Annotated in this window: 29 protein-coding genes; 15 read left to right on the forward strand and 14 right to left on the reverse strand. The window is 67.3% G+C overall.

Translation table 11 applies throughout. The annotated features are described in order from the left end of the window. Positions 1 to 24 precede the first annotated feature (24 nt). Complete coding sequence (locus AC1DJH_RS02030; RefSeq protein ID WP_478184555.1) at positions 25 to 951, reverse strand: lytic transglycosylase domain-containing protein; 927 nt, start codon at positions 949 to 951, stop codon at positions 25 to 27. A gap of 14 nt (positions 952 to 965) precedes the next feature. Further along, the gene (locus AC1DJH_RS02035; RefSeq protein WP_478184556.1) at positions 966 to 2,963 is read right to left on the reverse strand and encodes a DNA topoisomerase IV subunit B; all 1,998 of its coding nucleotides are present in this window, start codon (positions 2,961 to 2,963) and stop codon (positions 966 to 968) included. Between the two features lie 326 nt (positions 2,964 to 3,289). Between AC1DJH_RS02035 and AC1DJH_RS02040 the strand changes: the two genes are divergently transcribed. From AC1DJH_RS02040 to AC1DJH_RS02065, 6 genes are all read left to right on the forward strand, one after another. After that, complete coding sequence (locus tag AC1DJH_RS02040) at positions 3,290 to 4,513, forward strand: MFS transporter (protein WP_478184557.1); 1,224 nt, start codon at positions 3,290 to 3,292, stop codon at positions 4,511 to 4,513. Between the two features lie 19 nt (positions 4,514 to 4,532). After that, the gene (locus AC1DJH_RS02045; RefSeq protein ID WP_478184558.1) at positions 4,533 to 4,673 is read left to right on the forward strand and encodes a hypothetical protein; all 141 of its coding nucleotides are present in this window, start codon (positions 4,533 to 4,535) and stop codon (positions 4,671 to 4,673) included. Positions 4,674 to 4,716: 43 nt separating this feature from the next. Continuing rightward, on the forward strand, positions 4,717 to 5,286 hold the full coding sequence (locus tag AC1DJH_RS02050) for a class I SAM-dependent methyltransferase (protein ID WP_478184559.1): 570 nt from the start codon (positions 4,717 to 4,719) through the stop codon (positions 5,284 to 5,286). Positions 5,287 to 5,364: 78 nt separating this feature from the next. Continuing rightward, positions 5,365 to 6,255 carry a 4-hydroxy-tetrahydrodipicolinate synthase gene (gene dapA / locus AC1DJH_RS02055; protein WP_478184560.1) on the forward strand — a complete coding sequence of 297 codons (891 nt, stop codon included), beginning with the start codon at positions 5,365 to 5,367 and terminating at the stop codon, positions 6,253 to 6,255. Between the two features lie 140 nt (positions 6,256 to 6,395). Beyond that, positions 6,396 to 7,487: an outer membrane protein assembly factor BamC gene (bamC, locus tag AC1DJH_RS02060; RefSeq protein WP_472123229.1), complete on the forward strand. Its 1,092-nt coding sequence runs from the start codon at positions 6,396 to 6,398 to the stop codon at positions 7,485 to 7,487. 5 nt (positions 7,488 to 7,492) lie between these two features. Next, on the forward strand, positions 7,493 to 8,269 hold the full coding sequence (locus AC1DJH_RS02065; protein ID WP_472123226.1) for an MBL fold metallo-hydrolase: 777 nt from the start codon (positions 7,493 to 7,495) through the stop codon (positions 8,267 to 8,269). A gap of 68 nt (positions 8,270 to 8,337) precedes the next feature. On the opposite strand, the gene AC1DJH_RS02070 is transcribed toward AC1DJH_RS02065, so the two are convergent. The 3 genes from AC1DJH_RS02070 to AC1DJH_RS02080 all read right to left on the reverse strand — a co-directional run bounded on the left by AC1DJH_RS02070 (position 8,338) and on the right by AC1DJH_RS02080 (position 10,331). After that, complete coding sequence (locus tag AC1DJH_RS02070; protein WP_472123223.1) at positions 8,338 to 8,604, reverse strand: hypothetical protein; 267 nt, start codon at positions 8,602 to 8,604, stop codon at positions 8,338 to 8,340. 94 nt (positions 8,605 to 8,698) lie between these two features. After that, positions 8,699 to 9,199, reverse strand: a complete 501-nt coding sequence (locus AC1DJH_RS02075) for a hypothetical protein (protein ID WP_472123220.1) — start codon at positions 9,197 to 9,199, stop codon at positions 8,699 to 8,701. Further along, a complete protein-coding gene (locus AC1DJH_RS02080; protein ID WP_472123218.1) occupies positions 9,189 to 10,331 on the reverse strand; it encodes a JmjC domain-containing protein in 1,143 nt (380 codons plus the stop codon). The genes AC1DJH_RS02075 and AC1DJH_RS02080 overlap by 11 nt, the downstream gene beginning before the upstream one ends. A gap of 14 nt (positions 10,332 to 10,345) precedes the next feature. Here AC1DJH_RS02080 and AC1DJH_RS02085 point away from each other — a divergent pair, with 14 nt between their 5' ends. Beyond that, positions 10,346 to 10,870: an FKBP-type peptidyl-prolyl cis-trans isomerase gene (locus AC1DJH_RS02085; protein WP_435435689.1), complete on the forward strand. Its 525-nt coding sequence runs from the start codon at positions 10,346 to 10,348 to the stop codon at positions 10,868 to 10,870. A gap of 63 nt (positions 10,871 to 10,933) precedes the next feature. On the opposite strand, the gene AC1DJH_RS02090 is transcribed toward AC1DJH_RS02085, so the two are convergent. The 4 genes from AC1DJH_RS02090 to coaBC form a co-directional block, all read right to left on the reverse strand. Beyond that, positions 10,934 to 11,434: an outer membrane lipoprotein gene (locus AC1DJH_RS02090; protein WP_472123215.1), complete on the reverse strand. Its 501-nt coding sequence runs from the start codon at positions 11,432 to 11,434 to the stop codon at positions 10,934 to 10,936. Positions 11,435 to 11,615: 181 nt separating this feature from the next. Continuing rightward, a complete protein-coding gene (gene dut / locus AC1DJH_RS02095) occupies positions 11,616 to 12,062 on the reverse strand; it encodes a dUTP diphosphatase (RefSeq protein ID WP_478184561.1) in 447 nt (148 codons plus the stop codon). After that, on the reverse strand, positions 12,063 to 12,524 hold the full coding sequence (locus AC1DJH_RS02100; RefSeq protein ID WP_478184562.1) for a hypothetical protein: 462 nt from the start codon (positions 12,522 to 12,524) through the stop codon (positions 12,063 to 12,065). Further along, on the reverse strand, positions 12,524 to 13,747 hold the full coding sequence (coaBC, locus tag AC1DJH_RS02105) for a bifunctional phosphopantothenoylcysteine decarboxylase/phosphopantothenate--cysteine ligase CoaBC (RefSeq protein WP_478184563.1): 1,224 nt from the start codon (positions 13,745 to 13,747) through the stop codon (positions 12,524 to 12,526). The genes AC1DJH_RS02100 and coaBC overlap by 1 nt, the downstream gene beginning before the upstream one ends. Positions 13,748 to 13,871: 124 nt before the next feature. Between coaBC and AC1DJH_RS02110 the strand changes: the two genes are divergently transcribed. Genes AC1DJH_RS02110 through AC1DJH_RS02140 form a run of 7 tightly spaced genes read left to right on the forward strand, consistent with a single transcriptional unit; the run spans position 13,872 to position 19,798 of the window. Further along, positions 13,872 to 15,554: a CTP synthase gene (locus tag AC1DJH_RS02110; RefSeq protein ID WP_435483428.1), complete on the forward strand. Its 1,683-nt coding sequence runs from the start codon at positions 13,872 to 13,874 to the stop codon at positions 15,552 to 15,554. After that, the gene (locus tag AC1DJH_RS02115; RefSeq protein ID WP_478184564.1) at positions 15,551 to 15,841 is read left to right on the forward strand and encodes a DUF1330 domain-containing protein; all 291 of its coding nucleotides are present in this window, start codon (positions 15,551 to 15,553) and stop codon (positions 15,839 to 15,841) included. Before AC1DJH_RS02110 ends, AC1DJH_RS02115 begins: the two co-directional genes overlap by 4 nt. Positions 15,842 to 15,890: 49 nt before the next feature. Next, a complete protein-coding gene (eno, locus tag AC1DJH_RS02120; RefSeq protein WP_435435683.1) occupies positions 15,891 to 17,174 on the forward strand; it encodes a phosphopyruvate hydratase in 1,284 nt (427 codons plus the stop codon). A 19-nt stretch (positions 17,175 to 17,193) separates the two neighbouring features. After that, positions 17,194 to 17,472: a cell division protein FtsB gene (gene ftsB / locus AC1DJH_RS02125; RefSeq protein WP_472123207.1), complete on the forward strand. Its 279-nt coding sequence runs from the start codon at positions 17,194 to 17,196 to the stop codon at positions 17,470 to 17,472. A 22-nt stretch (positions 17,473 to 17,494) separates the two neighbouring features. Further along, positions 17,495 to 18,127: a nicotinamide riboside transporter PnuC gene (pnuC, locus tag AC1DJH_RS02130; protein WP_478184565.1), complete on the forward strand. Its 633-nt coding sequence runs from the start codon at positions 17,495 to 17,497 to the stop codon at positions 18,125 to 18,127. Beyond that, positions 18,124 to 18,789, forward strand: a complete 666-nt coding sequence (locus AC1DJH_RS02135; RefSeq protein WP_435435679.1) for an AAA family ATPase — start codon at positions 18,124 to 18,126, stop codon at positions 18,787 to 18,789. Before pnuC ends, AC1DJH_RS02135 begins: the two co-directional genes overlap by 4 nt. A gap of 52 nt (positions 18,790 to 18,841) precedes the next feature. Beyond that, positions 18,842 to 19,798: a hypothetical protein gene (locus AC1DJH_RS02140; RefSeq protein ID WP_478184566.1), complete on the forward strand. Its 957-nt coding sequence runs from the start codon at positions 18,842 to 18,844 to the stop codon at positions 19,796 to 19,798. Between the two features lie 19 nt (positions 19,799 to 19,817). Here AC1DJH_RS02140 and hslO read toward each other — a convergent pair whose 3' ends face one another. Both hslO and AC1DJH_RS02150 read right to left on the reverse strand, forming a co-directional pair. Then, positions 19,818 to 20,825 carry an Hsp33 family molecular chaperone HslO gene (gene hslO, locus AC1DJH_RS02145; protein WP_435483424.1) on the reverse strand — a complete coding sequence of 336 codons (1,008 nt, stop codon included), beginning with the start codon at positions 20,823 to 20,825 and terminating at the stop codon, positions 19,818 to 19,820. A gap of 37 nt (positions 20,826 to 20,862) precedes the next feature. Next, positions 20,863 to 21,387 (reverse strand): gamma carbonic anhydrase family protein, encoded by a 525-nt coding sequence (locus tag AC1DJH_RS02150; RefSeq protein ID WP_478184567.1) that lies wholly within the window; start codon positions 21,385 to 21,387, stop codon positions 20,863 to 20,865. A gap of 50 nt (positions 21,388 to 21,437) precedes the next feature. On the opposite strand from AC1DJH_RS02150, the gene AC1DJH_RS02155 reads away from it, so the two are divergent. Next, positions 21,438 to 22,253, forward strand: coding sequence for a ferritin-like domain-containing protein (locus AC1DJH_RS02155; protein WP_478184568.1), 816 nt, complete (start codon positions 21,438 to 21,440; stop codon positions 22,251 to 22,253). A gap of 20 nt (positions 22,254 to 22,273) precedes the next feature. Here AC1DJH_RS02155 and AC1DJH_RS02160 read toward each other — a convergent pair whose 3' ends face one another. The 3 genes from AC1DJH_RS02160 to AC1DJH_RS02170 form a co-directional block, all read right to left on the reverse strand. After that, positions 22,274 to 22,720: a MaoC family dehydratase gene (locus AC1DJH_RS02160; protein WP_435435674.1), complete on the reverse strand. Its 447-nt coding sequence runs from the start codon at positions 22,718 to 22,720 to the stop codon at positions 22,274 to 22,276. A 39-nt stretch (positions 22,721 to 22,759) separates the two neighbouring features. Next, positions 22,760 to 23,893 (reverse strand): thiolase family protein, encoded by a 1,134-nt coding sequence (locus AC1DJH_RS02165; RefSeq protein WP_478184569.1) that lies wholly within the window; start codon positions 23,891 to 23,893, stop codon positions 22,760 to 22,762. A gap of 95 nt (positions 23,894 to 23,988) precedes the next feature. After that, a complete protein-coding gene (locus AC1DJH_RS02170; RefSeq protein WP_435483421.1) occupies positions 23,989 to 24,597 on the reverse strand; it encodes a TetR/AcrR family transcriptional regulator in 609 nt (202 codons plus the stop codon). Positions 24,598 to 24,635 lie beyond the last annotated feature (38 nt).

Here is a 24,635-nt window from a genome sequence, read left to right on the forward strand (position 1 = left end):
TTCCGGAAGATTGCTGTTGCTTGTTTATTCGGTCATGGCCACCGAAGACGAGCCCGTCAGGGAGGAGACGGGCACTTCGGGCATGTAGGGAGAGGTCGGCACGGCGGACGGGTCGGGCATCGAGGGCAAGGCGGGCAACTGCGTCGGCCGCTCGGGCGGCATGTTGCCGCGGCCGACGGCGCCGCCCATTTCCATGCGCACTCGCCCGGGCGACTTGCCGCCGACGGCGCCGGCGCCGCCGCTGCGCCCGGTGGCGCCGGGCTTGAGGTACGCATAGAGCTGCAGCACGGTCTGCACGTAGTTCTGCGTTTCCTTGTAGTTCGGAATCTTGTTGCCCGCGCGCTGCACAGCGCCCTCGCCCGCGTTGTAGGCGGCCAGGGCCAGCTCGATCTGCCCCGGGAACATGGCGATCAGGTCGCGCAGGTAGCGCGAGCCGGCGGCGATGTTGATGCGCGGGTCGAACAGCTTCTTCTCGATGGTCGTGCGCTTGTCCGCCGACACGCCGTAGCGCTGCGCGGTCGCCGGCATGAGCTGCATGAGGCCCATCGCGCCCTTGGGCGAGACGGCCTGCGCGTCGAAGCCCGATTCGGTGGCGATCAGCGCCTGCAGCAGTTCGTAGTCGATGTCGTGCTTGTTCGACGCATCGCGCAGCGCCGCCTTGGCGCTCTTGTAGCTGGGCGAGGCCTCGAACATGGCAAGCAGGGTCTGCGATGCGGGCGGCACCTTGCCGTCGAGCTTGCGGCCACTGCGCGCCAGCGGCGAAATGCCCTGCGAGGTGTCGAAGCTCTGGCCGCCCCTGAAGAAGATCTGGTAGCGCTCGTCGATTTTCTCGGAGGCGAAGTGCGCCACGCCCTTGCTGTCGACATAGCCGTAGATGTCAGCGGCGCGCGCAAACCCCTGCTGCATGCACAGCAAAAGGGCCAATAGCAACGAACGCTTGAAAGCTGACATGCGTGGTGGGAGGGTCAAACATCGATGTCGACGTCGTCGGCGCGCAATTCCATGAGCTCGCGCCGCGCCGCCGCTTCGCCCTTGCCCATGAGCTTGGTGATCTCGCCCTGGGTGGACGTGAAGTCGAACCGGCCCAATTGGACCTGCATCAGGCGCCGGGTGTCTGGATTGAGCGTGGTTTCCCACAATTGTTCCGCGCTCATTTCGCCCAGGCCCTTGAAGCGGCTGATGCTCCAGGCGCCTTCGCGCACGCCGTCCTTGCGCAGCTTGTCGAGCGTGGCGGTCAGTTCGCCCTCGTCCAGCGCGTAGACCTTGGAGGCCGGCTTCTTGCCGCGCGCGGGCGCATCGACCCGGAACAGCGGCGGCTTTGCGACATACACGTGGCCGGTTTCGATGAGCTTCGGGAAGTGCCGGAAGAACAAGGTCAGCAGCAGTACCTGGATGTGCGAGCCGTCCACGTCGGCATCGCTCAGGATGCAGACCTTGCCGTAGCGCAGGCCGCTCATGTCGGGCGTGTCGTCGGGTCCGTGCGGGTCGACGCCGATGGCCACCGAGATGTCGTGGATTTCATTGTTGGCGAACAGCCGGTCGCGCTCGACCTCCCAGGTGTTGAGCACCTTGCCGCGCAGCGGCAGGATGGCCTGGCTTTCCTTGTCGCGGCCCATCTTGGCGCTGCCGCCGGCGGAGTCGCCCTCGACCAGGAACACTTCGTTGTGGCTGATGTCCTTGCTCTCGCAATCGGTCAGCTTGCCCGGCAGCACGGCCACGCCGGAGCCCTTGCGCTTCTCGACCTTCTGGCCGGCGCGCTGGCGCGTCTGCGCGGCCTTGATGGCGAGTTCGGCGAGGCGCTTGCCGTAGTCGACGTGCTGGTTGAGCCACAGCTCGAGCGCGGGGCGCACGAAGCTCGATACCAGGCGAACCGCGTCGCGCGAGTTCAGCCGCTCCTTGATCTGGCCCTGGAACTGCGGGTCGAGCACCTTGGCGCTGAGCACGTACGAGGCGCGCGCGAACACGTCCTCGGGCAGCAGCTTCACGCCCTTGGGCAGCAGCGAATGCAGCTCGATGAAGCCCTTCACCGCGGTGAAGAGGCCGTCGCGCAGGCCGCTTTCGTGGGTGCCGCCGGCGCTGGTGGGAATCAGGTTGACGTAGCTCTCGCGCACCGGCTGGCCGTCTTCGGTGAACGCCACGCACCAGTCGGCGCCTTCGCCTTCGGCGAAGTTGTCGGCGTTCTTGTCGGCATGGCCGGCGCCTTCGAACAGCGGAATGACCGGATCGCCATTGAGCGTCTGCATCAGGTAGTCGCTGAGGCCGCCCTTGTAGAGCCACTGCTGGCTTTCCTTGGTCTTCTCGTTGGTGAGCGTGACGCTCACGCCGGGCATCAGCACCGCCTTGCTGCGCAGCAGGTGCGTGAGTTCGGCCATGGGCAGCACCGCGGTCTCGAAGTATTTGGCGTCGGGCCAGGCGCGCACGGTGGTGCCCTGCTTGCGTTCGCCGGCTTCGAGCTTGCGGATCTCGAGCGCCTCGATCACATCGCCGGCGCTGAAGGCCAGCTTGGCGACCGAGCCTTCGCGGTGCGAGGTGACTTCGAGCCGCTTCGACAGCGCATTGGTCACCGACACGCCCACGCCGTGCAGGCCGCCCGAGAAGCTGTAGGCGCCGCCGGAGCCCTTGTCGAACTTGCCGCCGGCGTGCAGCCGGGTGAACACGAGTTCGACCACGGGGGCCTTTTCTTCGGGGTGCATGCCGAACGGAATGCCGCGGCCGTCGTCTTCGATGCTGACCGAGCCGTCGAGGTGCAGCGTGACCTTGATCTTCTTGCCGTAGCCCGCCAGCGCCTCGTCGGCGGCGTTGTCGAGCACTTCCTGAATGATGTGCAGCGGGTTGTCGGTGCGGGTGTACATGCCCGGGCGCTGCTTGACGGGCTCGAGGCCCTTGAGCACGCGGATGGAGCCTTCCGAGTAGCCGGAAGGCGCGGACGATGAATTGGGGGGAGTCTTGGGGGGAGTCGCCATGGGGGCGGATTGTAGTCAGTGGCAGGGAAATGACTGGATACCCATACAGGACCCTCCGACCGCAGCCGGAGGCTGGCAGGAGGAACGGGGCTGCTTGTCGGCGACGGCCTGACCGGTGCAAGCCAGCAAGGCAAGCTCTGGCCCTGCCTTTTCGGACGGCTCCAGGTCCGGAACGATGCTCCCGGTCACCAGACCGAACGACGGCGACATGCGCAGGCCCGCATCGGCCTGATGCATCGACGGCATCAAAACCTCCCCGATAAATCATCAATGGCTTTGGCCGCCAGCGCGCCTGCCACAGCCTGCAAGTCGCTACATTCGACGCCATGCAAGCGCCCGCCCCCACCCTCTCGATCAAGCAAGTCCTGTTCTGCGGGGCGATGATCGTCACGCTCTCGATGGGCATCCGCCACGGCTTCGGACTGTGGCTCCAGCCCATCACGCAGGCCCAGGACTGGAGCCGCCAGACCTTCTCGTTCGCGTTGGCCATCCAGAACCTGTCGTGGGGCATCTTCGGGGTGTTCGCGGGCATGCTGGCCGACCGCTTCGGGGCGTTCCGGGTGCTGATCGGCGGCGCGGTGCTCTATGCGCTGGGCCTGTTCGGCATGGCGCATTCGCCCACACCGCTGCTCTTCACGCTGAGCGCGGGCGTGCTGATCGGCGCGGCGCAGGCCGGCTCGACCTACGCGGTGATCTACGGCGTGATCGGGCGGCAGATTCCGGCCGAGCGGCGCTCCTGGGCCATGGGGGTGGCCGCGGCGGCCGGCTCGTTCGGGCAGTTCCTGATGGCGCCTATCGAGGGCCGTCTCATCGGCCACCTGGGCTGGCAGACCGCGCTGGCGGTGCTGGCGGTGCTGGTGCTGGTCATCGTTCCGCTGGCCTTCGGCCTGCGCGAACCCAGGACGGCGGCGCTGGCCGGGCACCGCGACCAGTCGGTGCTGCAGGCGGTCGGCGAGGCCTTCCGCTATCCGAGCTTCGGGCTGCTGATGGCGGGCTACTTCGTGTGCGGCTTCCAGCTCGCGTTCATCGGCATCCACATGCCGACCTACCTGCGCGACCGCGCGCTGCCGGCCGAGGTGGCGGGCTACGCGCTGGCGCTGATCGGGCTGTTCAACGTGTTCGGCACGTACACCGTCGGGCTGCTGGGGCAGACGCTGGCCAAGCGCAAGATCCTCGCGGCCATCTACTTCGCGCGGGCGGTGGCGATCGCGCTGTTCCTGCTGGCGCCGATCTCGCCGATGAGCGTGTATGTGTTCTCCGCGGCCATGGGCTTCCTGTGGCTGTCGACGGTGCCGGCCACCAACGCCATCGTGGCGGGCATCTTCGGCGTGGCGCACCTGTCGATGCTCAGCGGCTTCGTGTTCCTGAGCCACCAGGTCGGCTCGTTCCTGGGCGTGTGGCTCGGCGGCTACCTGTACGACACCACGGGCAGCTACGACATCGTCTGGTACATCGCGATCGCGCTGGGCGTGTTCGCCGCGCTGATCAACCTGCCGGTGAAGGAAAACGCCATCGCGCGCGTCCCACAGCCGGTGGGCGCCGCAGGCTGATTGCGTATAAAACGGGGCCATGGCACCACGTCTGCGCCGACACCTCGCGAACGCCGGCTGGCTTGCCGCCGCGCTGGCGGTGCTGAGCGGCGTGTTCGCGCTGTACGTGCACCCGGACTTCCTGGTGACGCTGGCCGACCAGATCTGGTCCTGTTTCTGAGCCTTCTACCCTTCTCACGCACGCTGGACGTGCGCAGCACGCTATGAAAGATATAGCACCTACGCACGCTTCGACCACCCCCTCCGAATGGCTCGTGCGCTGGTCGCACCTGCTCGCACCCGGCACCACCGTGCTCGACGTGGCCTGCGGGTCCGGGCGGCACATGCAGTGGTTCGCCGGACGCGGGCATGCGGCGACCGGCGTCGACCGCTCGCCCGAGGCCCTGGCGGCGGCGGGCGCGTTCGGCGGCACGGTCATGGCGGACATCGAAACCGGCCCCTGGCCTTTCGCGGGCCAGGCCTTCGGCGCGGTGGTCGTCACCAACTACCTCTGGCGCGCGCGCATGGCCGACATCGTGGCCGCCGTGGCACCGGGCGGCGTGCTGCTGTACGAAACCTTTGCCGCGGGCAACGAAACCGTCGGCAAGCCCTCGCGGCCCGACTTCCTGCTGCAACCCGGCGAGCTGCTCGCGGCCTGCGAGGGCCTGCGCGTGGTGGCCTACGAAGACGGCTTCGTGGCCGAACCGGCGCGCTTCGTGCAGCGCATTGCGGCCGTCCGCCCCGCGGCGTCGGCCGCCCGCCAACCGGTGCGCCACCTCCTCAAGGGAAACTGAGGGCGCCGCAGCGGCGGCTTGACAGGCTGCCGGAGTAAGTAGAATCGGCGCTTTCGTCCACCGACAAAGAGATTCCCCTTGGAGCAATTGACAGGCAGCATCGTTGCGCTCGTCACGCCGATGCACCACGACGGCAGTGTCGACTACCCCGCCCTGCGGCGGCTCATCGACTGGCACATCGAAGAAGGCACCGACTGCCTCGGCGTGGTCGGGACCACCGGCGAATCGCCGACGGTCGACGTCGAAGAGCACTGCGAAATCATTCGCGTGTCCGTCGAACAGGCCAAGGGCCGCGTGCCCGTGATGGCCGGTTGCGGCGCCAACTCGACCAAGGAAGCCATCGAGCTCGCCAAGTTCGCCAAGGGCGTGGGCGCCGATTCGCAGCTCCAGGTCGTGCCGTACTACAACAAGCCCACGCAAGAGGGCCAGTACCAGCATTTCAAGGCCATCGCCGAAGCCGTGGGCGACCTGCCCATCGTGATGTACAACGTGCCCGGGCGCACCGTGGCCGATATGGCGCACGACACCGTGCTTCGCCTCACGCAGGTGCCCGGCATCATCGGCATCAAGGAAGCCACAGGCAACATCGAGCGGGCCCAGTGGCTCATTCGCGACGTGCCGAAGACCTTCGCCGTCTACTCCGGCGACGACCCGACCGCGGTTGCGCTCATGCTCTGCGGCGGCCAGGGCAACATCAGCGTCACGGCCAACATCGCGCCGCGCAAGATGCACGAACTGTGCGTGGCCGCGCTGGCGGGCGACGTGAAGCGGGCCATGGAGATCCAGTTCGAGCTCATGCCGCTGCATCGCAACCTGTTCGTCGAGCCCAACCCGATTCCCCTGAAGTGGGCCATGGCCCGGCTCGGCCTGTGCGGTGGCACGCTGCGCCTGCCGCTCACCGAACTCGGTGAAGCCGCGCGCCCGGCCGTCGAAGGCGCCCTGCGCGCCACCGGCCTTCTCAAGGGTTGAGAGCGTCCTCCACACACCCCGGACCCGCCTTTTCCCCCGGCCGCAACAAGGTTACGCAACCTTTTGCCGGAACTGTGCTCAGAGATGGCGGGCGCTGCGGCCCATAGATTGACCGAACCATTCCAACAAGGAAGAAGACGTTGAAGAACCTTTCGCAACTTTCGCGATATGCATTGCTGGCCACCCTCGTTGCCAGCCTCGCCGCGTGCTCCGTCCTCGAGAGCGACAAGATCGACTACAAGAGCGCCGGCAAGGCCCCGACGCTCGAGGTCCCCCCCGACCTGTCGCAGCTCTCGCGCGACAACCGCTACGCGGTGCCCGGCGGCGCCGTCACCGCGAATGCATACCAGGCCGGCATCGCCAACGCACCGGGCGTGCCCACCGCAGTGAGCACACTCGGCGACGTGCGCATGGAGCGCGCGGGCACGCAGCGCTGGATCGTCGTCAACCGCGCGCCCGACCAGCTCTGGGACCCGGTGAAAGACTTCTGGCAGGAAAGCGGCTTCCTGCTGACCACCGAGCAGCGCAACCTGGGCATCATGGAAACCGACTGGGCCGAGAACCGCGCCAAGCTGCCGCAGGACATCATCCGCGGCACGCTGGGCAAGCTGGTCGATTCGGTCTACTCGACCGGCGAGCTCGACCGCTTCCGCACACGCCTGGAGCGCACGCCCAACGGCACCGAGATCTTCATCAGCCACCGCGGCATGCAGGAGGTCTACAACAACTCGCGCCAAGACCAGACCGTGTGGCAGCCCCGCCCGAGCGACCCTGAACTCGAGACCGAATTCCTGCGCCGCCTGATGGTCAAGCTCGGCGTCTCGCAAGAGCAGTCGAAGATCCTCGCCGCCACCACCGCGCCGACCAAGACCGCCGTCATTGCCAAGGTCGGCAACCAGCCAGTGGTGCAGATCAGCGAAGGCTTCGACCGCGCATGGCGCCGCGTCGGCCTGGCACTCGACCGCACCGGCTTCACCGTGGAAGACCGCGACCGCAGCGCCGGCGTGTACTACGTGCGCTACGTAACGCCGAACCCCGACAAGAAGGAGCCCGGCTTCTTCGGCAAGTTGTTCAGCGGCTCGCCGAAGGACGAAGCACCCATCAAGTTCCGCATCTCGGTCAAGGGCCAGGGCGAAGCCACGACGGTGTCGGTGCTCAACGAAGCCGGCGCGCCGGAAACCTCGGCCAACGCCGAGCGCATCGTCAAGGTCATTGCAGACGACCTGAAGTAGCCCGCATGCTCCGCTTCCGAAGCCTCGGCAGCGGCAGCACGGGCAATGCCGCGCTGGTCGAATCGACCAGCGCAGGCCGCACCTCCCGCCTCCTGGTCGACTGCGGCTTCGGCCTCAAGCAGCTCGACCTGCGGCTCGCGCAAGCGGGCCTCGTCGCCGGCGACATCGATGCGGTCTTCGTGACGCACGAGCACGGTGACCATATCGGCTGTGCCCATTCACTGTCGCGGCGCAACCGCATTCCCGTCTGGATGAGCGAAGGCACGTGGCTCGCCACGGGCGGGCGCGACTTCGAAGGCCGGCTGAACATCGCGCGCGACGATGCCGAGTTTTCGGTCGGCGACATCGGCGTGCAGCCCTTCACCGTGCCGCACGACGCGCGCGAGCCGCTGCAACTGCGTTGCACCGACGGCAACCGCACGCTCGGCGTGCTCACCGACCTGGGACATTCCACGGCCCATGTGCTGGCCAGGCTGGGCGGCGTCCATGCGTTGCTGCTGGAGTTCAACCACGACAGCGACCTGCTGGCCAACTCGGCGTACCCGCCGTTCCTGAAGCACCGCGTGGGCGGCAACTACGGGCACCTGTCGAACACGGCCGCCGCTGAAATCGCGCGTGCAGTGCTTCACGATGGCCTGCGGCATGTGGTGGCGGCGCACCTGAGCGAGCAGAACAACCGGCCCGAGATCGTTCGGCGCCTGATGGCCGAAGCGCTGGGCGGCGACGAGTCCGAAATGCTCACTGCAACGGCAGCGGAAGGCTCGCCCTGGCTCGACGTGTGAGCTGAATCCGCACCACGAAAAAAAGCCGCCTCATGGCGGCTTTCTTCATGGCGAGAGCCTGGCAAGCGTTACTGCTTGGGCGCCTCGTTCTTCTTCGCGGCTTCGGTCGCGGCGTTCGCGGCATCGAGTGCCGACGAGGCGCCCGGTGCCGGCGTTGCGGCACCCGAATCGGTGGACGGTGCAGTCGCCGGGGCGGCAGGCGCGGGTGCGGGTTCGGTCACGGGCGCAGGAGCCGGCGTCACAACCGCCGGCGCGGCGTCCTCCTTCTTTCCGCAGGCGACGAGCGCGGCAGCGGCAATCAGCGAGGCAACCAGGACGGACGTTGACTTCTTCATGGAATCTCCTTTGGCGATGAATGTCTGGAACGAAAAAATTCTAGACCTGCATCGCCGCTCGAATGTGTCTGGCAGCCGGATTCGCGGCATTGGCTTACAAGCCCAGCGTCGACGCCGAAAAGGCCTGTCGCCCGAGGCGCCAGCACTCGTCGATGGCCTCGCGCAAAGCGCGGCGCGACTGCGCGTCGGTGCCGCTCACGCCCCTGCTGCGCTCGGGGTCTATGCGATGCACGAACCAGGTGGGCGTCCAGATGGCGCTGGGCACCTCGGCGCCCGCGGCCTTACCGGTCGCGCGGCATTCGACGATGTGGTCCCACATGCGGCGCCACGGCACGAAGCGCGCATGCGTGCGCTCCAGCACATCGAAGCGCTGTGCGAGCAGCACGAAGCGCCGCCCGCTGGCCGACCAGGCCTGCAAGGCCTCGATGCTTGCGCGCTCGCCCAAAGGCCAGTCCGAGAAATCGGGGTCGCTGAAGACGATTTCCTTCCAGCCTTGTTGGGCCGCGCAAGACAGTGCGCCGCGCAGGATGGCATCGAAGGCCTCGCGGCCGTCGAAACGGCCGTCGGCCAGCGAATGAGTTTCATCAGTCGGCATGAAGCCAACCTGACTCGCACCACTCGCCCAGCAACCCGCGCGCGCCTTCGCTCGCGCGGGCCAGTTCGCGCGGCCCGAGTTCGCGCCGGTCGGCCAGTCGGCGCATCAGCGTGGCGTCGGCACCGCCTGCGCGAAAACTCTCGCCGTTGATGTAGATGTGCCGCGTGTCGTAGAGCATGCGCGTGCGGCGGTCGAGCGCCACGCGCTGCGTGGCATCGGGCAACTCGCCGCCCTCGTCGAACCACACGTTGGCCTTGGGCTCGGTGAGCGATTCGCCGAGCGCGCGCTCGACGGCATCGGGGTCGCGCAGCGCGGCCTCGACGGCCTTGCGCGCGAAGGCCTGCAACGCGGCGGGCATGCGGGCCGGCGCATCGACGGCGGGCTGCGTCGGATCGCGGTAGCGGGCCAGTTCGGCGGGCCCGGCGTCTTCCAGGTCTTCAGCGTAGGCCTGCGCCATGCGCGACAGCAGGTCGGCCCCCATCTCGCCCACCGCGGACGAGCGCAGCCCGATGGAGCACGTCATGCAGTCGTCGCCGACTGCCACGCCGTCGTGGGCGTACTTGGGCGGCAGGTACAGCATGTCGCCGGGCTCCAGCACGAAGGTCTGCTCGGGCTCGAAGTTCTGCAGGATCTTGAGCGGCACATCGGGCTGCAGGCTCAGGTCGCCCTGCTTGCCGATGGACCACTCGCGGCGCCCTTGCGCCTGGAGCAGGAACACGTCGTAGCTGTCGAAATGCGCGCCGACGCCGCCGGTGTCGCTCGCATAGCTGATCATCAGGTCGTCCAGGCGGGCGTCGGGCAGGAAGCGGAACTGCCGCAGCAGGTCGTGCACGCCCTCGTGATGCAGGTCCACGCCCTGCACCAGCAGTGTCCAGGCGGGCTGTTTCAGGGGGGGCAAGGCGCGGCGGGCAAGCGGCCCGTGCTTGAGCGACCAGCCGGACTTGCCATGCCGGATCAGGCGCGACTCGACCTCCTCGCGCTCGGCCAGCGCAAACAGCGCATGACGCTCGATCGGTGGCACCATGTCGGGAATCGCCTGGCGAACGAGCAAGGGTTTTTTCTGCCAGTACTGGCGCATGAACTGCGCGGCGCTCAGGCCGCCGAGCAACGGCAGCGGTTGTGTAATCTCCATGGGAGAATTCTGCAATGGAAATCTCTGAACAATGCGTGGTCGGCTTGACCTGGACCATGAAAGACACGCTCGGCGACGTGCTGGACGTGCTGGACGAACCGGTGGACTTTCTGGTCGGCGGCGACGATCTCTTCGACGTGATCGAGGCGGCCCTGCAGGGCCATGAGCCCGGCGCCCGGGTGCAGCTGCAGGTCGAACCCGAGCAGGGCTTCGGCGACTTCAACGACCAGTTGCTCTTTCTGGAGCCCCGCTCGCTCTTTCCCGCGGACACGGAAGAAGGCATGACCTTCGACGGCTCCGCCCTGCCCAAGGGCGTGAGCGACACCATTCCGAAGGACACGATCTACACGGTGGCCGAAATCTACCCCGACCACCTGGTGCTGGACGGCAACCATCCGCTGGCGGGCATTGCGATCCGGCTCGACATCACGGTGCGCTCGGTGCGCGAAGCCACCGAAGAGGAAATCGGCCGTGGTTCGGCGGGTACCGGCTTCTTCAAGGTGGCGCCCATGGCGCCGGGCAACCAGACGCTGCACTGAGGCCCGGCCAACCCAGCAAAAAGCCGGGCGTGCCCGGCTTTTTCGCGTGTCAAAGAACGCGGGCTACATGCGCGAGATCTGGCCGTTGTCGATGCGCACGCGGTCACCGATGCGCAGGTCGCCCGGGCTCTGCACGTCGAAGGCGCGGTAGCCGCCGCGGTCGGTCTGCACCGACACGCGATAGGTTTCATAGGCACGCGGCCCGTTCTGCTGCGCCTCGATGGTGTTGCCCAACAGGGCACCACCCACGATGCCCAGCGCGGTGGCCGCGGCACGGCCGTTGCCGCGCCCGAACTGGTTGCCCACCACGCCACCGATGACACCGCCTGCCACGGCGCCGCCGCCGCTCGTGCCGGTACCCGCGGTTTCGCTGCGCAACACCTCGATGTTGGCGACGTGGCCGTATTCGACGTAGGAAGCTTCCTGGTACTGGATCGACCGCGGGGGCGCCTGGTACGGGTAGCGCGAGGTCTGGTAGACCGGGGCGGGGGCCACGCACGCCGTGAGCGTGGCAACGGCCAGCACGGAAGCAGTGACGGAAACGAAGCGCATTGAGATCTTCATGTTGGGAGGCTCCTCGGATAGAACGGTGCACAAAAATGCACTTGCGTGTGACTAACGCCGCAGCCGCTGCCGCGATGACGCAAAACACACACTGAAACCTTCGGGGCGCGGCGGCCTCGGCAGTTCCGTTCTTTACCGCTCAGACACTCAGGTCCCCTTAAGGATCGGATCCCCAAAAGGCTCAGTGCTTGCCTGTGGAGCCGTAGCCGCCCTCGCCGCGTTGCGTAGGTGCAAATTCTGTGACCACCCGAAACTGCGCCTGCACCACCGGCACGATCACCAACTGCGCCAGCCGTTCCATCGGCTCCAGCACGAAGGGCGTGTCGCTGCGGTTCCACGCGCTGATCTTCAGCTCGCCTTGGTAGTCGCTGTCGATCAGGCCCACGAGGTTGCCCAGCACGATGCCATGCTTGTGGCCCAGGCCCGAGCGCGGCAGGATGAGCGCGGCATAGGCCGGGTCGGCCAGGTGGACTGCGATGCCGGTGCCCACCAGCTGCCAGCCGTTGGGCGCCAGCGTGATCGGCGCATCGAGGCACGCCCGCAGGTCGAGCCCGGCGCTTCCGGGGGTGGCATACGCGGGCAATTGATCCACCATGCGCGGATCGAGGATACGGACGTCGACTTTCACTTACTTGCTGCCTTGCTTGTGTTGCTGTTCTCTTTGCTTGCGGGCCGCGTCCTCGAGCACCTGCTGCCACTTGGCGATGCCCGGGGTGAGCTTCACGCCCTTCAGTTTGCTGCCGAACCAGACCGCCACGCCCAGCAGCAGGACCAGCGCACTGAAGGGCACCCCGATCGACCACAGCACCAGGAACACCAGCGCGCCCACGCCGCCCAGCACCTTGAGCGTCGTCGGGTCGAAGGCGCCCGGTTGGGACCTGGCCACTTCGCCGCTGGACGCGTCACCGCGCTGTTGCATGGCGGCCGTCACGGGACCGGGCTGATTGGGCAAGGTCGTGATGCCGACGTCGAGCCCCGGCTCGCCCTCCTTGGCCGCGCGCTTGGGGAGCAGCGCCTGCGCCGACAGCCGCTCGACATAGCGGGCGAAGTCGCCGTTGGGCGGCGTGTTCCATTGCGGATTCAGGCTCATCAGACCCTCCAGTCGGTAAGTCGTGCGGCAATTTCGGTCATGAGTTCACGCGCCAGCGTGAGCTTGGGCGCGCGGGGGAGCTCGCGCACGCCGTGGGCGTCCACCAGCAGCAACGCGTTGTCGTCCTGACCGAAAGTCAGCGGGCCGATGTTGCCGACCAGCAGCGGAATGCCCTTGCGCTGTCGCTTGGCCTTGGCATGTTCGATGAGGTTTTCGCTTTCGGCGGCAAAGCCCACACAAAAAAGTTGCTTCGCCTGGGCCCGTTCGCTGCGCGCCACGGTCAGCAGGATGTCGGCGTTCTCGACGAAGTCGAGTACCGGCGTCTTGCCGCTGCCGTCTTTCTTGATCTTCTGGTCGCTGTGCGTTGCAGGTCGCCAGTCGGCCACCGCGGCTGTTGCTACGAAAATGCTAGCAAACTCCGCAGCACGCACGGTCGCATCGAGCATGTCCTGTGCCGAAATCACGTCGACACGCGTCACGCCGCGCGGGGTCGGCAAGTGCACCGGCCCGGCCACCAGCGTGACCTCGGCGCCCGCCTCGCGGGCCGCGCGGGCAATGGCAAAGCCCATCTTGCCGGACGAATGGTTGGTGATGCCGCGGATCGGGTCGAGCGCCTCGAAGGTCGGGCCTGCGGTCACCAGCATCTTCTGCCCCGCCAGCAGCTTGGGGCTGAAGAAGGCGGTGATGTCCTCGAGCAGTTGCGCCGGCTCGAGCATGCGCCCGTCCCCGGTTTCGCCGCAGGCCTGCCAGCCGCTGCCCACGCCCAGCACGGTGGCGCCATCGGCCGCCACCTGCCTCAGGTTGCGCTGGGTGGCGGGATGGGCCCACATCTCGCGGTTCATGGCGGGTGCGATCAGCAGCGGAATGCGCTGCGTGGGACGCGCCAGGCACATCAGGCTGAGCAGGTCGTCCGAGCGGCCCTGCACCAGCCGCGCAATGAAGTCTGCGCTGCAGGGCGCCAGCACGATCGCATCGGCCTCGCGGCTCAGGTTGATGTGAGGCATGTTGTTGGGTTCGCGCGTGTCCCACTGCGAGGTGTAGACGGTGCGCCCGGAGAGCGCCTGCATGGTCACCGGGGTGATGAACTGTTCGGCCGCCTCGGTCATCACGACCTGGACGGTGGCTCCGGCCTTCACGAACAGGCGGCACAGTTCGGCCGATTTGTAGCAGGCGATGCCGCCCGTGAGGCCCAGGACGATGTGTTTGCCGGCGAGATCTTGCATGGGCCGTATTGTTGCTCATGGGCCATGAAGCTTCGGGCAACAAGCCCTTGGCCCGAAGTGTCGCGAAGGGCACATCTATAATCGCAATTTCCCACTGCCCGGATTCATCACGTCCGGAACTGGCATGACCAAATTTGTCTTCGTCACCGGTGGTGTCGTCTCTTCCCTTGGCAAGGGAATCGCCTCCGCCTCGCTCGCCGCGATCCTCGAATCGCGCGGCCTCCAAGTCACCCTCATCAAGCTCGATCCGTACATCAATGTCGACCCCGGCACGATGTCGCCCTTCCAGCATGGCGAAGTGTTCGTCACCGATGACGGCGCCGAGACCGACCTCGACCTCGGCCACTACGAGCGCTTCATCAACACGCGCATGCGCAAGGCCAACAACTTCACGACCGGCCAGATCTACAAGAGCGTGCTCGAGAAGGAACGCCGCGGCGACTACCTCGGCAAGACGGTGCAGGTGATTCCGCACATCACCAACGAGATCCAGGAATACATCAAGCGCGGCGCCGGCATCGGCACCTCGCACGAAGTGGACGTGGCCATCGTCGAAATCGGCGGCACGGTCGGCGACATCGAGTCGCTGCCCTTCCTGGAAGCCGTGCGCCAGATGAGCCTGCGCAACGGCCCGAACAACTCGGCCTTCGTGCACCTGAGCTACGTGCCCTGGATCGCCGCCGCCGGCGAGCTCAAGACCAAGCCCACCCAGCACACCGCCAAGGAACTGCGCGCCATCGGCATCCAGGCCGACGTGCTGCTGTGCCGTGCCGACCGCCCGATTCCCGACGACGAGCGCGCCAAGATCTCGCTGTTCTCGAACGTGCCCGAGTGGGGCGTCATCTCGATGTGGGACGTGGACACCATCTACAAGGTGCCACGCATGCTGCACGAGCAGGGCCTGGACGGCCTGATCTGCGACAAGCTGCGCATCAACACCCCGCCGGCCAAGCTGCAGCGCTGGGACGACCTGGTGTACGAGGTCGAGCATCCGCAAAAGGAAGTGTCGATCGCCATGGTCGGCAAGTACGTCGACCTGTCGGACAGCTACAAGTCGCTCAACGAGGCGCTGCGCCACGCCGGCATGAAGAACCATGCGCGCGTGAAGATCGACTACATCGACTCCGAGACCATCTCGACGCAGGACGTCTCGCGCCTGGCCAAGTACGACGCCATCCTGGTGCCCGGCGGCTTCGGCCAGCGCGGTGTCGAGGGCAAGATCTCGGCAGCGCGCTTCGCCCGCGAAGGCAAGGTCCCCTACCTCGGCATCTGCCTGGGCATGCAGGTGGCCACCATCGAATACGCCCGCCACGTGGCCGGCCTCAAGAACGCCAACAGCACCGAGTTCGACCCCGAGACGCCCACCCCCGTGATCGCGCTGATCACCGAGTGGAAGGACGCCGACGGCACCGTGAAGACGCGCGACGAGAAGTCCGACCTCGGCGGCACCATGCGCCTGGGGGCGCAAAGCTCCGACGTCACGCCCGGCACGCTGGCGCACAGCATCTACGGCGACGTGGTCACCGAGCGCCATCGCCACCGCTACGAAGCCAACGTCAACTACCTCGACGAGCTGCGCAAAGCCGGCCTCGTGATCTCGGCGCTCACGCAGCGCGAGCACCTGACCGAAATCGTCGAGCTGCCGCAGGACGTGCACCCCTGGTTCATGGGCGTGCAGTTCCACCCCGAGTTCAAGTCGACCCCGTGGGGCGGCCACCCGCTGTTCAACGCCTTCATCAAGGCGGCGCTGGAGCACAAGGACAAGAGCGCGGGCAGCACCGGCAAGTCGCTGAAGGCCGTGGCATGAGCAGCGGCTACGTCATTGCCCATGTCGAGGTGACCAACCCGGCGCAGTACGAGGACTACAAGAAGTGGTCGAGCCTGGCCATGCAGGCGCACGGCGCCGAAGTGTGCGTGCGCGGCGGCCAGGTGCAGCCGCTGGAAGGCGACTGGCAGCCCACGCGCGTGGTCGTGCTCAAGTTCGCCAGCTTCGAGCAGGCCAAGGCCTTCTACGAAACGCCCGAGTACCTCAAGGCGCGCGAAGCGCGCGCCGGCGCCGCGATCATGAACATGATCGCCGTCGAGGGCCTCTGAGCCCCGTTCATTTATTCGCCCAAAGAGAACCAAAAGAGAAAGACAAAAGATGAGTGCAATCGTTGACATCGTCGGCCGCGAAATTCTCGACAGCCGAGGCAACCCCACCGTCGAGTGCGACGTGCTGCTCGAGTCGGGCACCATGGGCCGCGCGGCCGTGCCCTCGGGCGCATCGACCGGTTCGCGCGAAGCCATCGAGCTGCGCGACGGCGACAAGAGCCGCTACCTCGGCAAGGGCGTGCTGAAGGCGGTGGAGAACATCAACACCGAGATCTCGGAGTCGGTGCTCGGCCTGGACGCCAGCGAACAGGCCTTCCTCGATCGCACGATGATCGACCTGGACGGCACCGACAACAAGGCCCGCCTGGGCGCCAACGCCACCTTGGCCGTCTCGATGGCCGTGGCCCGCGCCGCGGCCGAAGAGTCGGGCCTGCCGCTGTACCGTTACTTCGGCGGCATGGGCGGCATGCAGCTGCCGGTGCCGATGATGAACGTCATCAACGGCGGCGCGCACGCCAACAACAGCCTCGATCTGCAGGAGTTCATGATCATCCCCGTGGGCGCCAAGAGCTTCCGCGAGGCCGTGCGCTACGGCGCCGAAGTGTTCCACGCGCTGAAGAAGATCCTGGGCGACCGCGGCATCAGCACGGCGGTGGGCGACGAAGGCGGCTTCGCCCCCAGCGTCGAAAGCCATGAAGCAGCGATCCAGCTCATCCTCGAAGCCATCGACAAGGCCGGCTACACCGCCGGCGAGCAGATCGCCCTGGGCCTGGACTGCGCGGCCAGCGAGTTCTACAAGGACGGCAAGTACGTGCTGTCGGGCGAAAACCTCTCGCTGTCGGCCGAGAGCTGGACCGACATGCTGGCAACCTGGGTCGACAAGTACCCGATCATCAGCATCGAAGACGGCATGCACGAAGGCGACTGGGACGGCTGGAAGCACCTGACCGAACGCCTGGGCAAGCGCGTGCAGCTGGTGGGCGACGACCTGTTCGTCACCAACACCAAGATCCTGCAGGAGGGCATCGACAAGGGCATCGCCAACTCGATCCTGATCAAGATCAACCAGATCGGCACGCTGACCGAAACCTTCGCCGCCATCGAGATGGCCAAGCGCGCGGGCTACACCGCCGTCATTTCGCACCGCTCGGGCGAAACCGAAGACAGCACCATCGCCGACATCGCGGTGGGCACCAACGCCGGCCAGATCAAGACCGGCTCGCTGTCGCGTTCGGACCGCATCGCCAAGTACAACCAGCTGCTGCGCATCGAAGAAGACCTGGGCGACATCGCCGTGTACCCCGGCCGCGGCGCGTTCTACAACCTGAAGTAACGCCAGGACGCCACGCGCCATGCGCGCCCGCCTCGTTCCACCGATCATCCTGCTGCTCCTGCTGGCCGTCCTGCAGTGGCAGTTGTGGAACGGGCGCGGCAGCGTGCGCGACGTGGGCCAGCTGCGCACCAAGCTGTCCGACCAGAAGGAAGCCAACGCCAAGGCCGCGCTGACCAACGAGCGCCTGAACTCCGAGGTCAACGACCTCAAGGACGGCCTCGAGATGGTCGAGGAACGCGCGCGCGCCGAACTCGGCATGGTCAAGCCGAACGAAGTGTTCGTGCAGATCGCGCACTGACCCTTCACTCTTTCGCCCGCTGATGACCGAGCTTCTCTCGGCCCCCGCTTTCTTGTTGTGGGGCTCCCCCGTCAGCTGGCTCGAATTCGTCGCAGCCCTGCTGGCACTCGCCATGGTCGGCTGCAACATGCGCGAGATCCACTGGGGCTGGCCTCTGGCCATCGTCAGTTCGCTGCTCTACGTGGCCGTGTTCGCCAAGGCGCGCATCTACGGCGACGCATCGCTGCAGGTCTTCTTCGCGTTCATCGCGCTATGGGGATGGGCGCAATGGCTGCGCGGCCACCGCGCCGACGGCAGCGCGCTGCATGTCAGCCGGCTCTCGCCGCGCGGCATCGCCCTCACCCTGGCCGCCTGCGCCTTCGCATGGCCGGCGGTCGCCCTCTTCCTGATCTGTTTCACCGACACCGACGTGCCCTGGTGGGACGGCTTCGCCACCGGGCTGAGCCTGGTCGGGCAGTTCCTGCTCGGGCGCAAGTTCATCGAGAACTGGCTGATCTGGCTGGCAGTGAACGTGGTGAGCGTGGGGCTCTTCATCCACAAGGGCCTGTGGCTCACCGTGGGCCTGTACGCGGTGTTCGCGGTGCTCAGCGTGGCCGGCTACCTGGCGTGGCGGCAACGCATGCCGGGCACGGCGACCCAGGCGGTGCGCCCATGACGCCAAGCCTGCCGACCGGCTGCGTCATCGCGCTCGTGGGGGCCGAGAGCACCGGCAAGACCGAACTGGCACGCGCCCTTGCGCAGCGCCTGCAGGAGCGCGGCACACCGACCACGCTCGTGAGCGAGTACCTGCGCGAGTGGTGCGAGCGCGAAGGCCGCACGCCGCGCCCCGACGAGCAGCAGGCCATCGCCGATGAACAGACCCGCCGCATCGACGCCGCGGCCGCCTTGGGCGTGGTGGTGGCCGACACCACGGCGCTCATGACGGCGGTCTACAGCGAGCAATTGTTTGCCGACACCACGCTGTATGACGGCGCGCTGGCGGCACAGCGGCGCTATGCCATCACCCTGCTCACCGCGCTCGACCTGCCCTGGGTGGCCGACGACATGCGCGACGGCCCGCACGCGCGCCAGCCGACCGACACGCTGGTGCGTGCCGCGCTCACCGGCGCCAGGTTGTCGTTTGCCGTGGTGCACGGCACGGGCGGCGAGCGGCTGGCCAGCGCGTGGAACGCCATCAACTCGATCGCCGGCAACGAGGGCCGCGCGAGAGGCAGGCTCGACGCGAAGCCCGCCTCGTGGTCATGGCCTTGCGAGAAGTGTTCCGACCCGCAATGCGAACATAAGCTCTTCAGCGACCTGATTGCGCGCCGCGACTAGCACCCCGGCTGTCGCGCCGCATCGCGCCCGCGCCCCTTTCACCGGAGACCCGATGCACCTTTCGACTGCCGCTTTCGCCGCCCTGCTGCTGGCATCCGCCCCCGCCCTCGCCCTCGCAGCCCCCGTCGCCGCCACCGTCGAGAACGGCACCACCACCACCGCGTGCGCCGAGGAAGACAACGTCTCCCTCACCCTGCGCGGCGAGGGCATCCGCCGCATGCGCATCGAGGCCCTGCAGCCCGACTACCTCGACAAGATCGGCAACGACGTCACCGCCCCCGACTTCTCGGGCTGCAACTTCGACGGCGGCGCGCACCCTACCGACCCGGCCCATCGCTTCAGGAAGCGCACCGTGGTGCTGATGGACAACGCCCAGTGGCGGATCGTCGGCATGACGCTGCCGACCTTCTGGCGCGCACAGCGCGTGCCGGTGCAGGTGGGCAAGCGCAAGGACAGCGGCTTTCACCTGCTGCAGGTGTTCAAGAAGGAGAACGGCAAGGCGCTCGAGGCCATCGTGCTCTATCCGTCCGACGGCTACTGGCGCCTGAAGCCGTTGCCCGACGCGCGCTTCGGCGACGGCGTCTACGGCTCGTCGTTCCTGCTGGGGCCGGTCGAGGCGGCGGCGCGGCCGGTGGTGAATATCGCATCGATCCGCATCGTGCCCCGGCCGCTGGCCATTCATGTCCGCTTCACGGACGGCGGGAGCGCCGTTGCCCGTGTCGACGAAATCAGCCGCACGCGCACCGCGCTCGACGTGGCGTTCTCCAGGCCCACCGCCAGCGCACAACCCTTCGCGGTGCTTCGCTCGATGTACGTGACGCCCGACAACGCCGACGTGAGCGAGGTGCGCTGGCAGGCATCGCCGCAAGCCGCGCCGCAGGTGCTGCCGCTGCCTGAGGTGAAGACCTTGCAGGCCACGCAGGTGCGCTTCGGGCGCAGCCTCCCGTCCAAGCACAACACCAGCGCGCCGGACATTGCGTTCGGCGGCTTCGACGACGCGCCGCGCTGAGGTTGAAGGCGCCCGCCTTCTACTGGACGATCGGGCTGCCCGGAATCTGGTCGGTCGGCGGCCTGAAGATCTGCGCCGCATCGACCGCGTCGAAGCGGTACTGCTTGCCGCAGAAGTCGCAGCCCACCTCGATGTCGCCGCGCTCGGCGAGGATGCTGTCGGCCTCCTCCACGCCGAGCCCGCGAATCATCTGCGCCACGCGCTCGCGCCCGCAGGTGCACGCGAAGTGGGGGCCCAGCAGGCCGGCCTGCGGCTCGAAGCGCAGCAGCTTTTCTTCCCAGAACAGGCGGCGAAGAATGGTCTCGATGTCCAGCGTCAGCAGCTCGTCGCGCGTCAGGCTGGACGCGAGGATCGAGATGCGGTTGTAGTCCTCGTTCAGGCCGATCTGGTCTTCGTTGGCCTGGTCGTGGTCTCTTTGGGACGTGCCCGACGTGCCTTCCAGGTTGCCCTCGCCCTTCACCGGCAGGCGCTGGATCAGCAGGCCCGCGGCCACCTTGTCGTCGGCTGCGAGCACCAGCGTGGTGTCGAGCTGCTCGCTTTGCAGCATGTAGTGCTGCAGCACGTCGCTGAGCTTGCCCAGCTTCTCGCCCTCGTCGCCGAAGAGCGGCACCACGCCCTGGTAGGGCGTGACACCGGGGAGCTTGTCCTTGGGGTCGAGCGTGATCGCGCAGCGGCCCTTGTTGTTCACGTTGACCATGTCGGGCAGCCGCGCATCGGCCGGCAGGTCGCCGATGACCTTGGCGGTGGCGCGCAGGCTCAGGTCGGGCTTGGCCTCGGCCACGGCCACCTTCACCGGGCCGTCGCCGAAGATCTGCAGGATCAGCGCGCCGTTGAACTTGATGTTCGACTGCATCAGCGTGGCAGCAGCCGCCATCTCGCCCAGCAGCTCGGCCACGGGCGGCGGATAGGGACCGGTGGAGGTGTTGGAGGCGCGCCGCGCAAGGATCTCCTGCCACGCATCCGTCAGGCGCACGATCATGCCGCGCACCGGCAGGCCATCGAACAGGAATTTGTGCAGCTCGCTCAAAACGTTTTCTTTCTGTGTGTGCCTGCAACCGAACCGGTCAGGCGATCTTTTTAAGGCCCTTCGCGAAGCGATGGGCATTTTCTACATAGTGCTCCGCGCTCTGGCGCAGGCGGGCAGCCGCCGCGTCGTCCAGGGTGCGCACCACCTTGGCCGGCGAGCCGATGATGAGGGAGTTGTCGGGAAACTCCTTGCCCTCGGTCACGACGCTGCCGGCGCCAACGATCGAGTTGCGGCCGATCTTCGCGTTATTCAAGATCACGGCCTGGATGCCGATCAGCGAGTTGTCGCCCACCGTGCAGCCGTGCAGCATCACCTGGTGGCCCACGGTGACGTTGTCGCCGATGGTCAGCGGGCAGCCGACGTCGGCATGCAGCACCGACAGGTCCTGGACGTTGCTGTTGCGCCCGATGGTCAGCGTCTCGGTGTCCCCGCGCAGCACGGCGCCGAACCACACGCTCGCGTTGTCCGCCAGCCTGACGTTGCCGATGACCTGCGCACTGTCGGCCACCCATGCACCCTCGCCCAGTTGGGGAGCCACGCCGTCGAGTTCATAGAGCGCCATTGTTCTTGTCTCCGGGAATGTCAAAGAAGGTCAAAACTAGAATTGTAGGGATGCACCCCCGATTGAGTGCGCTCGCCGCGCTGCGCCTGACAGATCCCGATGAAAAGGTGGCCGCTACGCGCGCCGCCGCTGCGTTGTCCGCTACAGATTCAATAGCAAGCGATGCCATCCGCGTGCCGGGCGACGACATCGGCGTGCCGGGCCGCCCCGAAAAGCCCCTGCGCGTGGCCGCCACCGCCGTGCAGAAACGATCGCCCTTCACCCCCGAGGGCCGCGCGGCGCTGATCCATTCGATCTGCCACATCGAGTTCAACGCAATCAACCTGGCGCTCGACGCCGTGTGGCGCTACGACGGCATGCCCGAGGCCTACTACCGCGACTGGCTGCGCGTGGCCGAAGAAGAGGCGCTGCATTTCACGCTGCTGCACGCGCACCTGCAGGACATGGGCCACCGCTACGGCGACTTCCCCGGCCACGACGGCCTGTGGAACATGTGCGAGAAGACCAAGGACGACGTGCTCGCGCGCATGGCGCTGGTGCCGCGCACGCTGGAAGCACGCGGCCTGGACGCCACGCCGCTCATCCAGGCCAAGCTCAAGCGCGTGAACACGCCGGATGCGCTGCGCGCGGTCGAGATCCTGGACATCATCCTGCGCGACGAGGTGGGCCACGTGGCCATCGGCAACCACTGGTACCGATGGCTGTGCGACGGCGCGGGCATCGACGCCGAAGTGACCTACCCGGCCCTCGTGGCGCACTATGACGCGCCGCGGCACAAGCCGCCGTTCAACCTCGAGGCGCGCGCGCGGGCGGGGTTCAGCGCCGAGGAACTGCGCCAGCTCTCGGCGGCCCAGGACAAGGCCTGAAGCCGTCGGCCTGCGTCGTTCTAGGCAGGCCGCGCGTGCACCACCAGCTTCGGCGTGAAGTACTGGAGCACCTCGCCGCGCTGGTTGCGCGTCTGGCAGCGCATCGTCACCATCGCGCGCCCGGGCTTGGAGCGCGAGGGCACGATGTCGACCACCTCGCTGACCACGTGCAGCACGTCGCCGGGCCGCGTGGGCTTGGGCCATTGCAGCTCGCCACCCGAGCCGATGATGCCGTCGGCCAGCGGAATGCCGCTCTCCACCAGCAGCTTCATCGTGAGCGCCGCGGTGTGCCAGCCGCTCGCGGCCAGGCCGCCGAAGAAGGTGCTCTTCGCAGCCTCTTCGTCGGTGTGAAAGGGCTGCGGGTCGAACTGCTGCGCAAAGGCCTTGATCTGCGCCACGTCGAGCGTGTGCTCGGCGCTCTGGAAGCGGTCGCCGACCTTCAGGTCCTCGAGGTACAGCTTGTCCATGGGAGTCTCCTGGTTGTGACGAGCGTCATTCTCGGACGCTCAGACGCGCTCGAGGATCGTCGCAATGCCCTGCCCGCCGCCGATGCATTGCGTGGCCAGCGCATAGCGCCCGCCCTCGCGCGCCAGCAGCGACGCCGCCTTGCCCGTGATGCGCGCGCCGGTCGCGCCCAGCGGATGGCCGATGGCCAGGCCGCCGCCGTCGAGGTTGACCTTCGACGGATCGAGCCCCAGGTCGCGGATGCAGGCCAGCGCCTGCGACGAGAAGGCCTCGTTGATCTCGATCACGTCGAGGTCCGCGGCACTCAGGCCGGCGCGCGCCAGCGCCTTGCGGGTGGCCGGAATCGGGCCGATGCCCATGACGGCCGGGTCGACCCCCACGGTCGCGAACGACTTGATGCGCGCGAGCGCCTTCAGCCCGTGCTTCGCCGCGAAGGCGTCGCTGGTGACCAGCACCACGGCCGCGCCGTCGGTCAGCGGCGACGAGGTGCCGGCCGTGACCACGCCATCTGGGCGGAACACGGGCTTGAGGTTCGCCAAGGCTTCGGCCGAGGTCGTGGGGCGGATGCAGCCGTCGGCATCGACGATGTCGCCCGATGCCAGGCGCACCGGAATGATCTCCCCGGCCAGCCGGCCTTGCGCGCGCGCCTCGGCCGCCTTGCGGTGCGATTCCACCGCGAGGGCTTCCTGGTCGGCGCGGCTCACGTTCCAGCGCTGCGCGACGTTCTCGGCCGTCTCGCCCATCGAGATGTAGGCGTCGGTGCTGCCCTGCAGCTCGGGGTTGGGCGAGAAGTTGAAGCCGCCCTGAGGCACCATCGTCATCGACTCCACGCCCACGCACAGGAAGGCCTCGCCCATGCCTGCCTCGATCTGCGCTGCCGCGATGTGCACGGCCTGCATCGACGAGCCGCAGAAGCGGTTCACCGTCATGCCGCTCACCTCGTGCGGCAGTCCGGCGAGCAGCCCGACGATGCGCGCGAGATTGTTGCCCTGCGAGGCCTCGGGGTACGCGCAGCCGAGGATGACATCTTCGAGCAGCGCCGGGTCGAGGTCGGTGCGTTGCAGCAGGCCGCGCACCACGCCGGCGGCCAGCGTGTCGGGCCGCACGCCGGCAAGGGCGCCTTTCTTGGCGAAGTGGAAGGGAGAACGGGCGTAGGCGGAAATGACGGCTTTCATGGCGATGCTCCAACAGATAAAACCTACCATCCAATCGGTAGGCTATGAGGTTAAAAAAGAGGCACACCGGAGCGTGCCTGCGTCGAGCCCGGCGGTCAGCCGGGCAGTGAACTCCTGAGTTGCACGATGGCTTCGTCGAAGTCTTCCACGCGCCCGGTCATGCGTGCCGACAGCAGCGCGCCCTGGCACACGGAGAACACATAGGCGGCGAGCGAGGCGACCGAGGTGCGCCTGGCCTTCGTGCCCTTTTCTGCTTTCTCGCGCGTGCCTTGCGCGGACGCCAGCGCCCCCAGCACGCCGGTGAGCCACGTCACCTGGGTGTTGCGCAGTTCCTGCACGGCCAGGCGAAGCTCGTCGTTGATCACGCCCCAGCCCGGGGCCAGTGCGCCTGCGGGACACATGGCGGAGCCGGCCCGCAGCGTGTTGCGGTACATGCGGAAATAAGATTCGAGCGCGTCCTTCGGCTCCCGCGCGCGGGCGGCGTCCCAGTCCTTGAAACCCTGCGTGGCCGCGCGGATCACGGCGATACCCAGCGCTTCCTTCGTCGGAAAGTGGTGGTACAGGCTGGCCTTGCGAACACCCACCGCATCGGCCACGTCCTGGAAGCTGAAGCCCAGGTAGGAGCGGGTCTCGATGAAGCCGCGCGCCACCGCGAGGATCTGCTCGCGGGTGCTGCCGGTGGCAAGGGCGGTGGCGTCTGTCATCTACCTACTATAAGGTAGGGTGAATCCAACCGCAAGCC

The sequence above is a fragment of the Variovorax sp. 10N412 genome (genome assembly GCF_056394985.1).

What these genes read in the sequence shown, in the direction of transcription:
- ftsB (WP_472123207.1), top strand. Translation starts at nt 17,194, where the DNA reads ATGCGCGCCCGCCTCGTTCCACCGATCATCCTGCTGCTCCTGCTGGCC.
- coaBC (WP_478184563.1), bottom strand. Translation starts at nt 13,747, where the DNA reads ATGCAAGATCTCGCCGGCAAACACATCGTCCTGGGCCTCACGGGCGGC.
- AC1DJH_RS02135 (WP_435435679.1), top strand. Translation starts at nt 18,124, where the DNA reads ATGACGCCAAGCCTGCCGACCGGCTGCGTCATCGCGCTCGTGGGGGCC.
- AC1DJH_RS02070 (WP_472123223.1), bottom strand. Translation starts at nt 8,604, where the DNA reads ATGAAGAAGTCAACGTCCGTCCTGGTTGCCTCGCTGATTGCCGCTGCC.
- AC1DJH_RS02045 (WP_478184558.1), top strand. Translation starts at nt 4,533, where the DNA reads ATGGCACCACGTCTGCGCCGACACCTCGCGAACGCCGGCTGGCTTGCC.
- AC1DJH_RS02080 (WP_472123218.1), bottom strand. Translation starts at nt 10,331, where the DNA reads ATGGAGATTACACAACCGCTGCCGTTGCTCGGCGGCCTGAGCGCCGCG.
- AC1DJH_RS02065 (WP_472123226.1), top strand. Translation starts at nt 7,493, where the DNA reads ATGCTCCGCTTCCGAAGCCTCGGCAGCGGCAGCACGGGCAATGCCGCG.
- eno (WP_435435683.1), top strand. Translation starts at nt 15,891, where the DNA reads ATGAGTGCAATCGTTGACATCGTCGGCCGCGAAATTCTCGACAGCCGA.
- AC1DJH_RS02040 (WP_478184557.1), top strand. Translation starts at nt 3,290, where the DNA reads ATGCAAGCGCCCGCCCCCACCCTCTCGATCAAGCAAGTCCTGTTCTGC.
- AC1DJH_RS02090 (WP_472123215.1), bottom strand. Translation starts at nt 11,434, where the DNA reads ATGAAGATCTCAATGCGCTTCGTTTCCGTCACTGCTTCCGTGCTGGCC.
- AC1DJH_RS02140 (WP_478184566.1), top strand. Translation starts at nt 18,842, where the DNA reads ATGCACCTTTCGACTGCCGCTTTCGCCGCCCTGCTGCTGGCATCCGCC.
- AC1DJH_RS02075 (WP_472123220.1), bottom strand. Translation starts at nt 9,199, where the DNA reads ATGCCGACTGATGAAACTCATTCGCTGGCCGACGGCCGTTTCGACGGC.
- AC1DJH_RS02160 (WP_435435674.1), bottom strand. Translation starts at nt 22,720, where the DNA reads ATGGACAAGCTGTACCTCGAGGACCTGAAGGTCGGCGACCGCTTCCAG.
- AC1DJH_RS02110 (WP_435483428.1), top strand. Translation starts at nt 13,872, where the DNA reads ATGACCAAATTTGTCTTCGTCACCGGTGGTGTCGTCTCTTCCCTTGGC.
- AC1DJH_RS02165 (WP_478184569.1), bottom strand. Translation starts at nt 23,893, where the DNA reads ATGAAAGCCGTCATTTCCGCCTACGCCCGTTCTCCCTTCCACTTCGCC.
- AC1DJH_RS02085 (WP_435435689.1), top strand. Translation starts at nt 10,346, where the DNA reads ATGGAAATCTCTGAACAATGCGTGGTCGGCTTGACCTGGACCATGAAA.
- AC1DJH_RS02155 (WP_478184568.1), top strand. Translation starts at nt 21,438, where the DNA reads ATGCACCCCCGATTGAGTGCGCTCGCCGCGCTGCGCCTGACAGATCCC.
- AC1DJH_RS02170 (WP_435483421.1), bottom strand. Translation starts at nt 24,597, where the DNA reads ATGACAGACGCCACCGCCCTTGCCACCGGCAGCACCCGCGAGCAGATC.
- AC1DJH_RS02150 (WP_478184567.1), bottom strand. Translation starts at nt 21,387, where the DNA reads ATGGCGCTCTATGAACTCGACGGCGTGGCTCCCCAACTGGGCGAGGGT.
- AC1DJH_RS02100 (WP_478184562.1), bottom strand. Translation starts at nt 12,524, where the DNA reads ATGAGCCTGAATCCGCAATGGAACACGCCGCCCAACGGCGACTTCGCC.
- AC1DJH_RS02030 (WP_478184555.1), bottom strand. Translation starts at nt 951, where the DNA reads ATGTCAGCTTTCAAGCGTTCGTTGCTATTGGCCCTTTTGCTGTGCATG.
- AC1DJH_RS02115 (WP_478184564.1), top strand. Translation starts at nt 15,551, where the DNA reads ATGAGCAGCGGCTACGTCATTGCCCATGTCGAGGTGACCAACCCGGCG.
- AC1DJH_RS02050 (WP_478184559.1), top strand. Translation starts at nt 4,717, where the DNA reads ATGAAAGATATAGCACCTACGCACGCTTCGACCACCCCCTCCGAATGG.
- pnuC (WP_478184565.1), top strand. Translation starts at nt 17,495, where the DNA reads ATGACCGAGCTTCTCTCGGCCCCCGCTTTCTTGTTGTGGGGCTCCCCC.
- AC1DJH_RS02035 (WP_478184556.1), bottom strand. Translation starts at nt 2,963, where the DNA reads ATGGCGACTCCCCCCAAGACTCCCCCCAATTCATCGTCCGCGCCTTCC.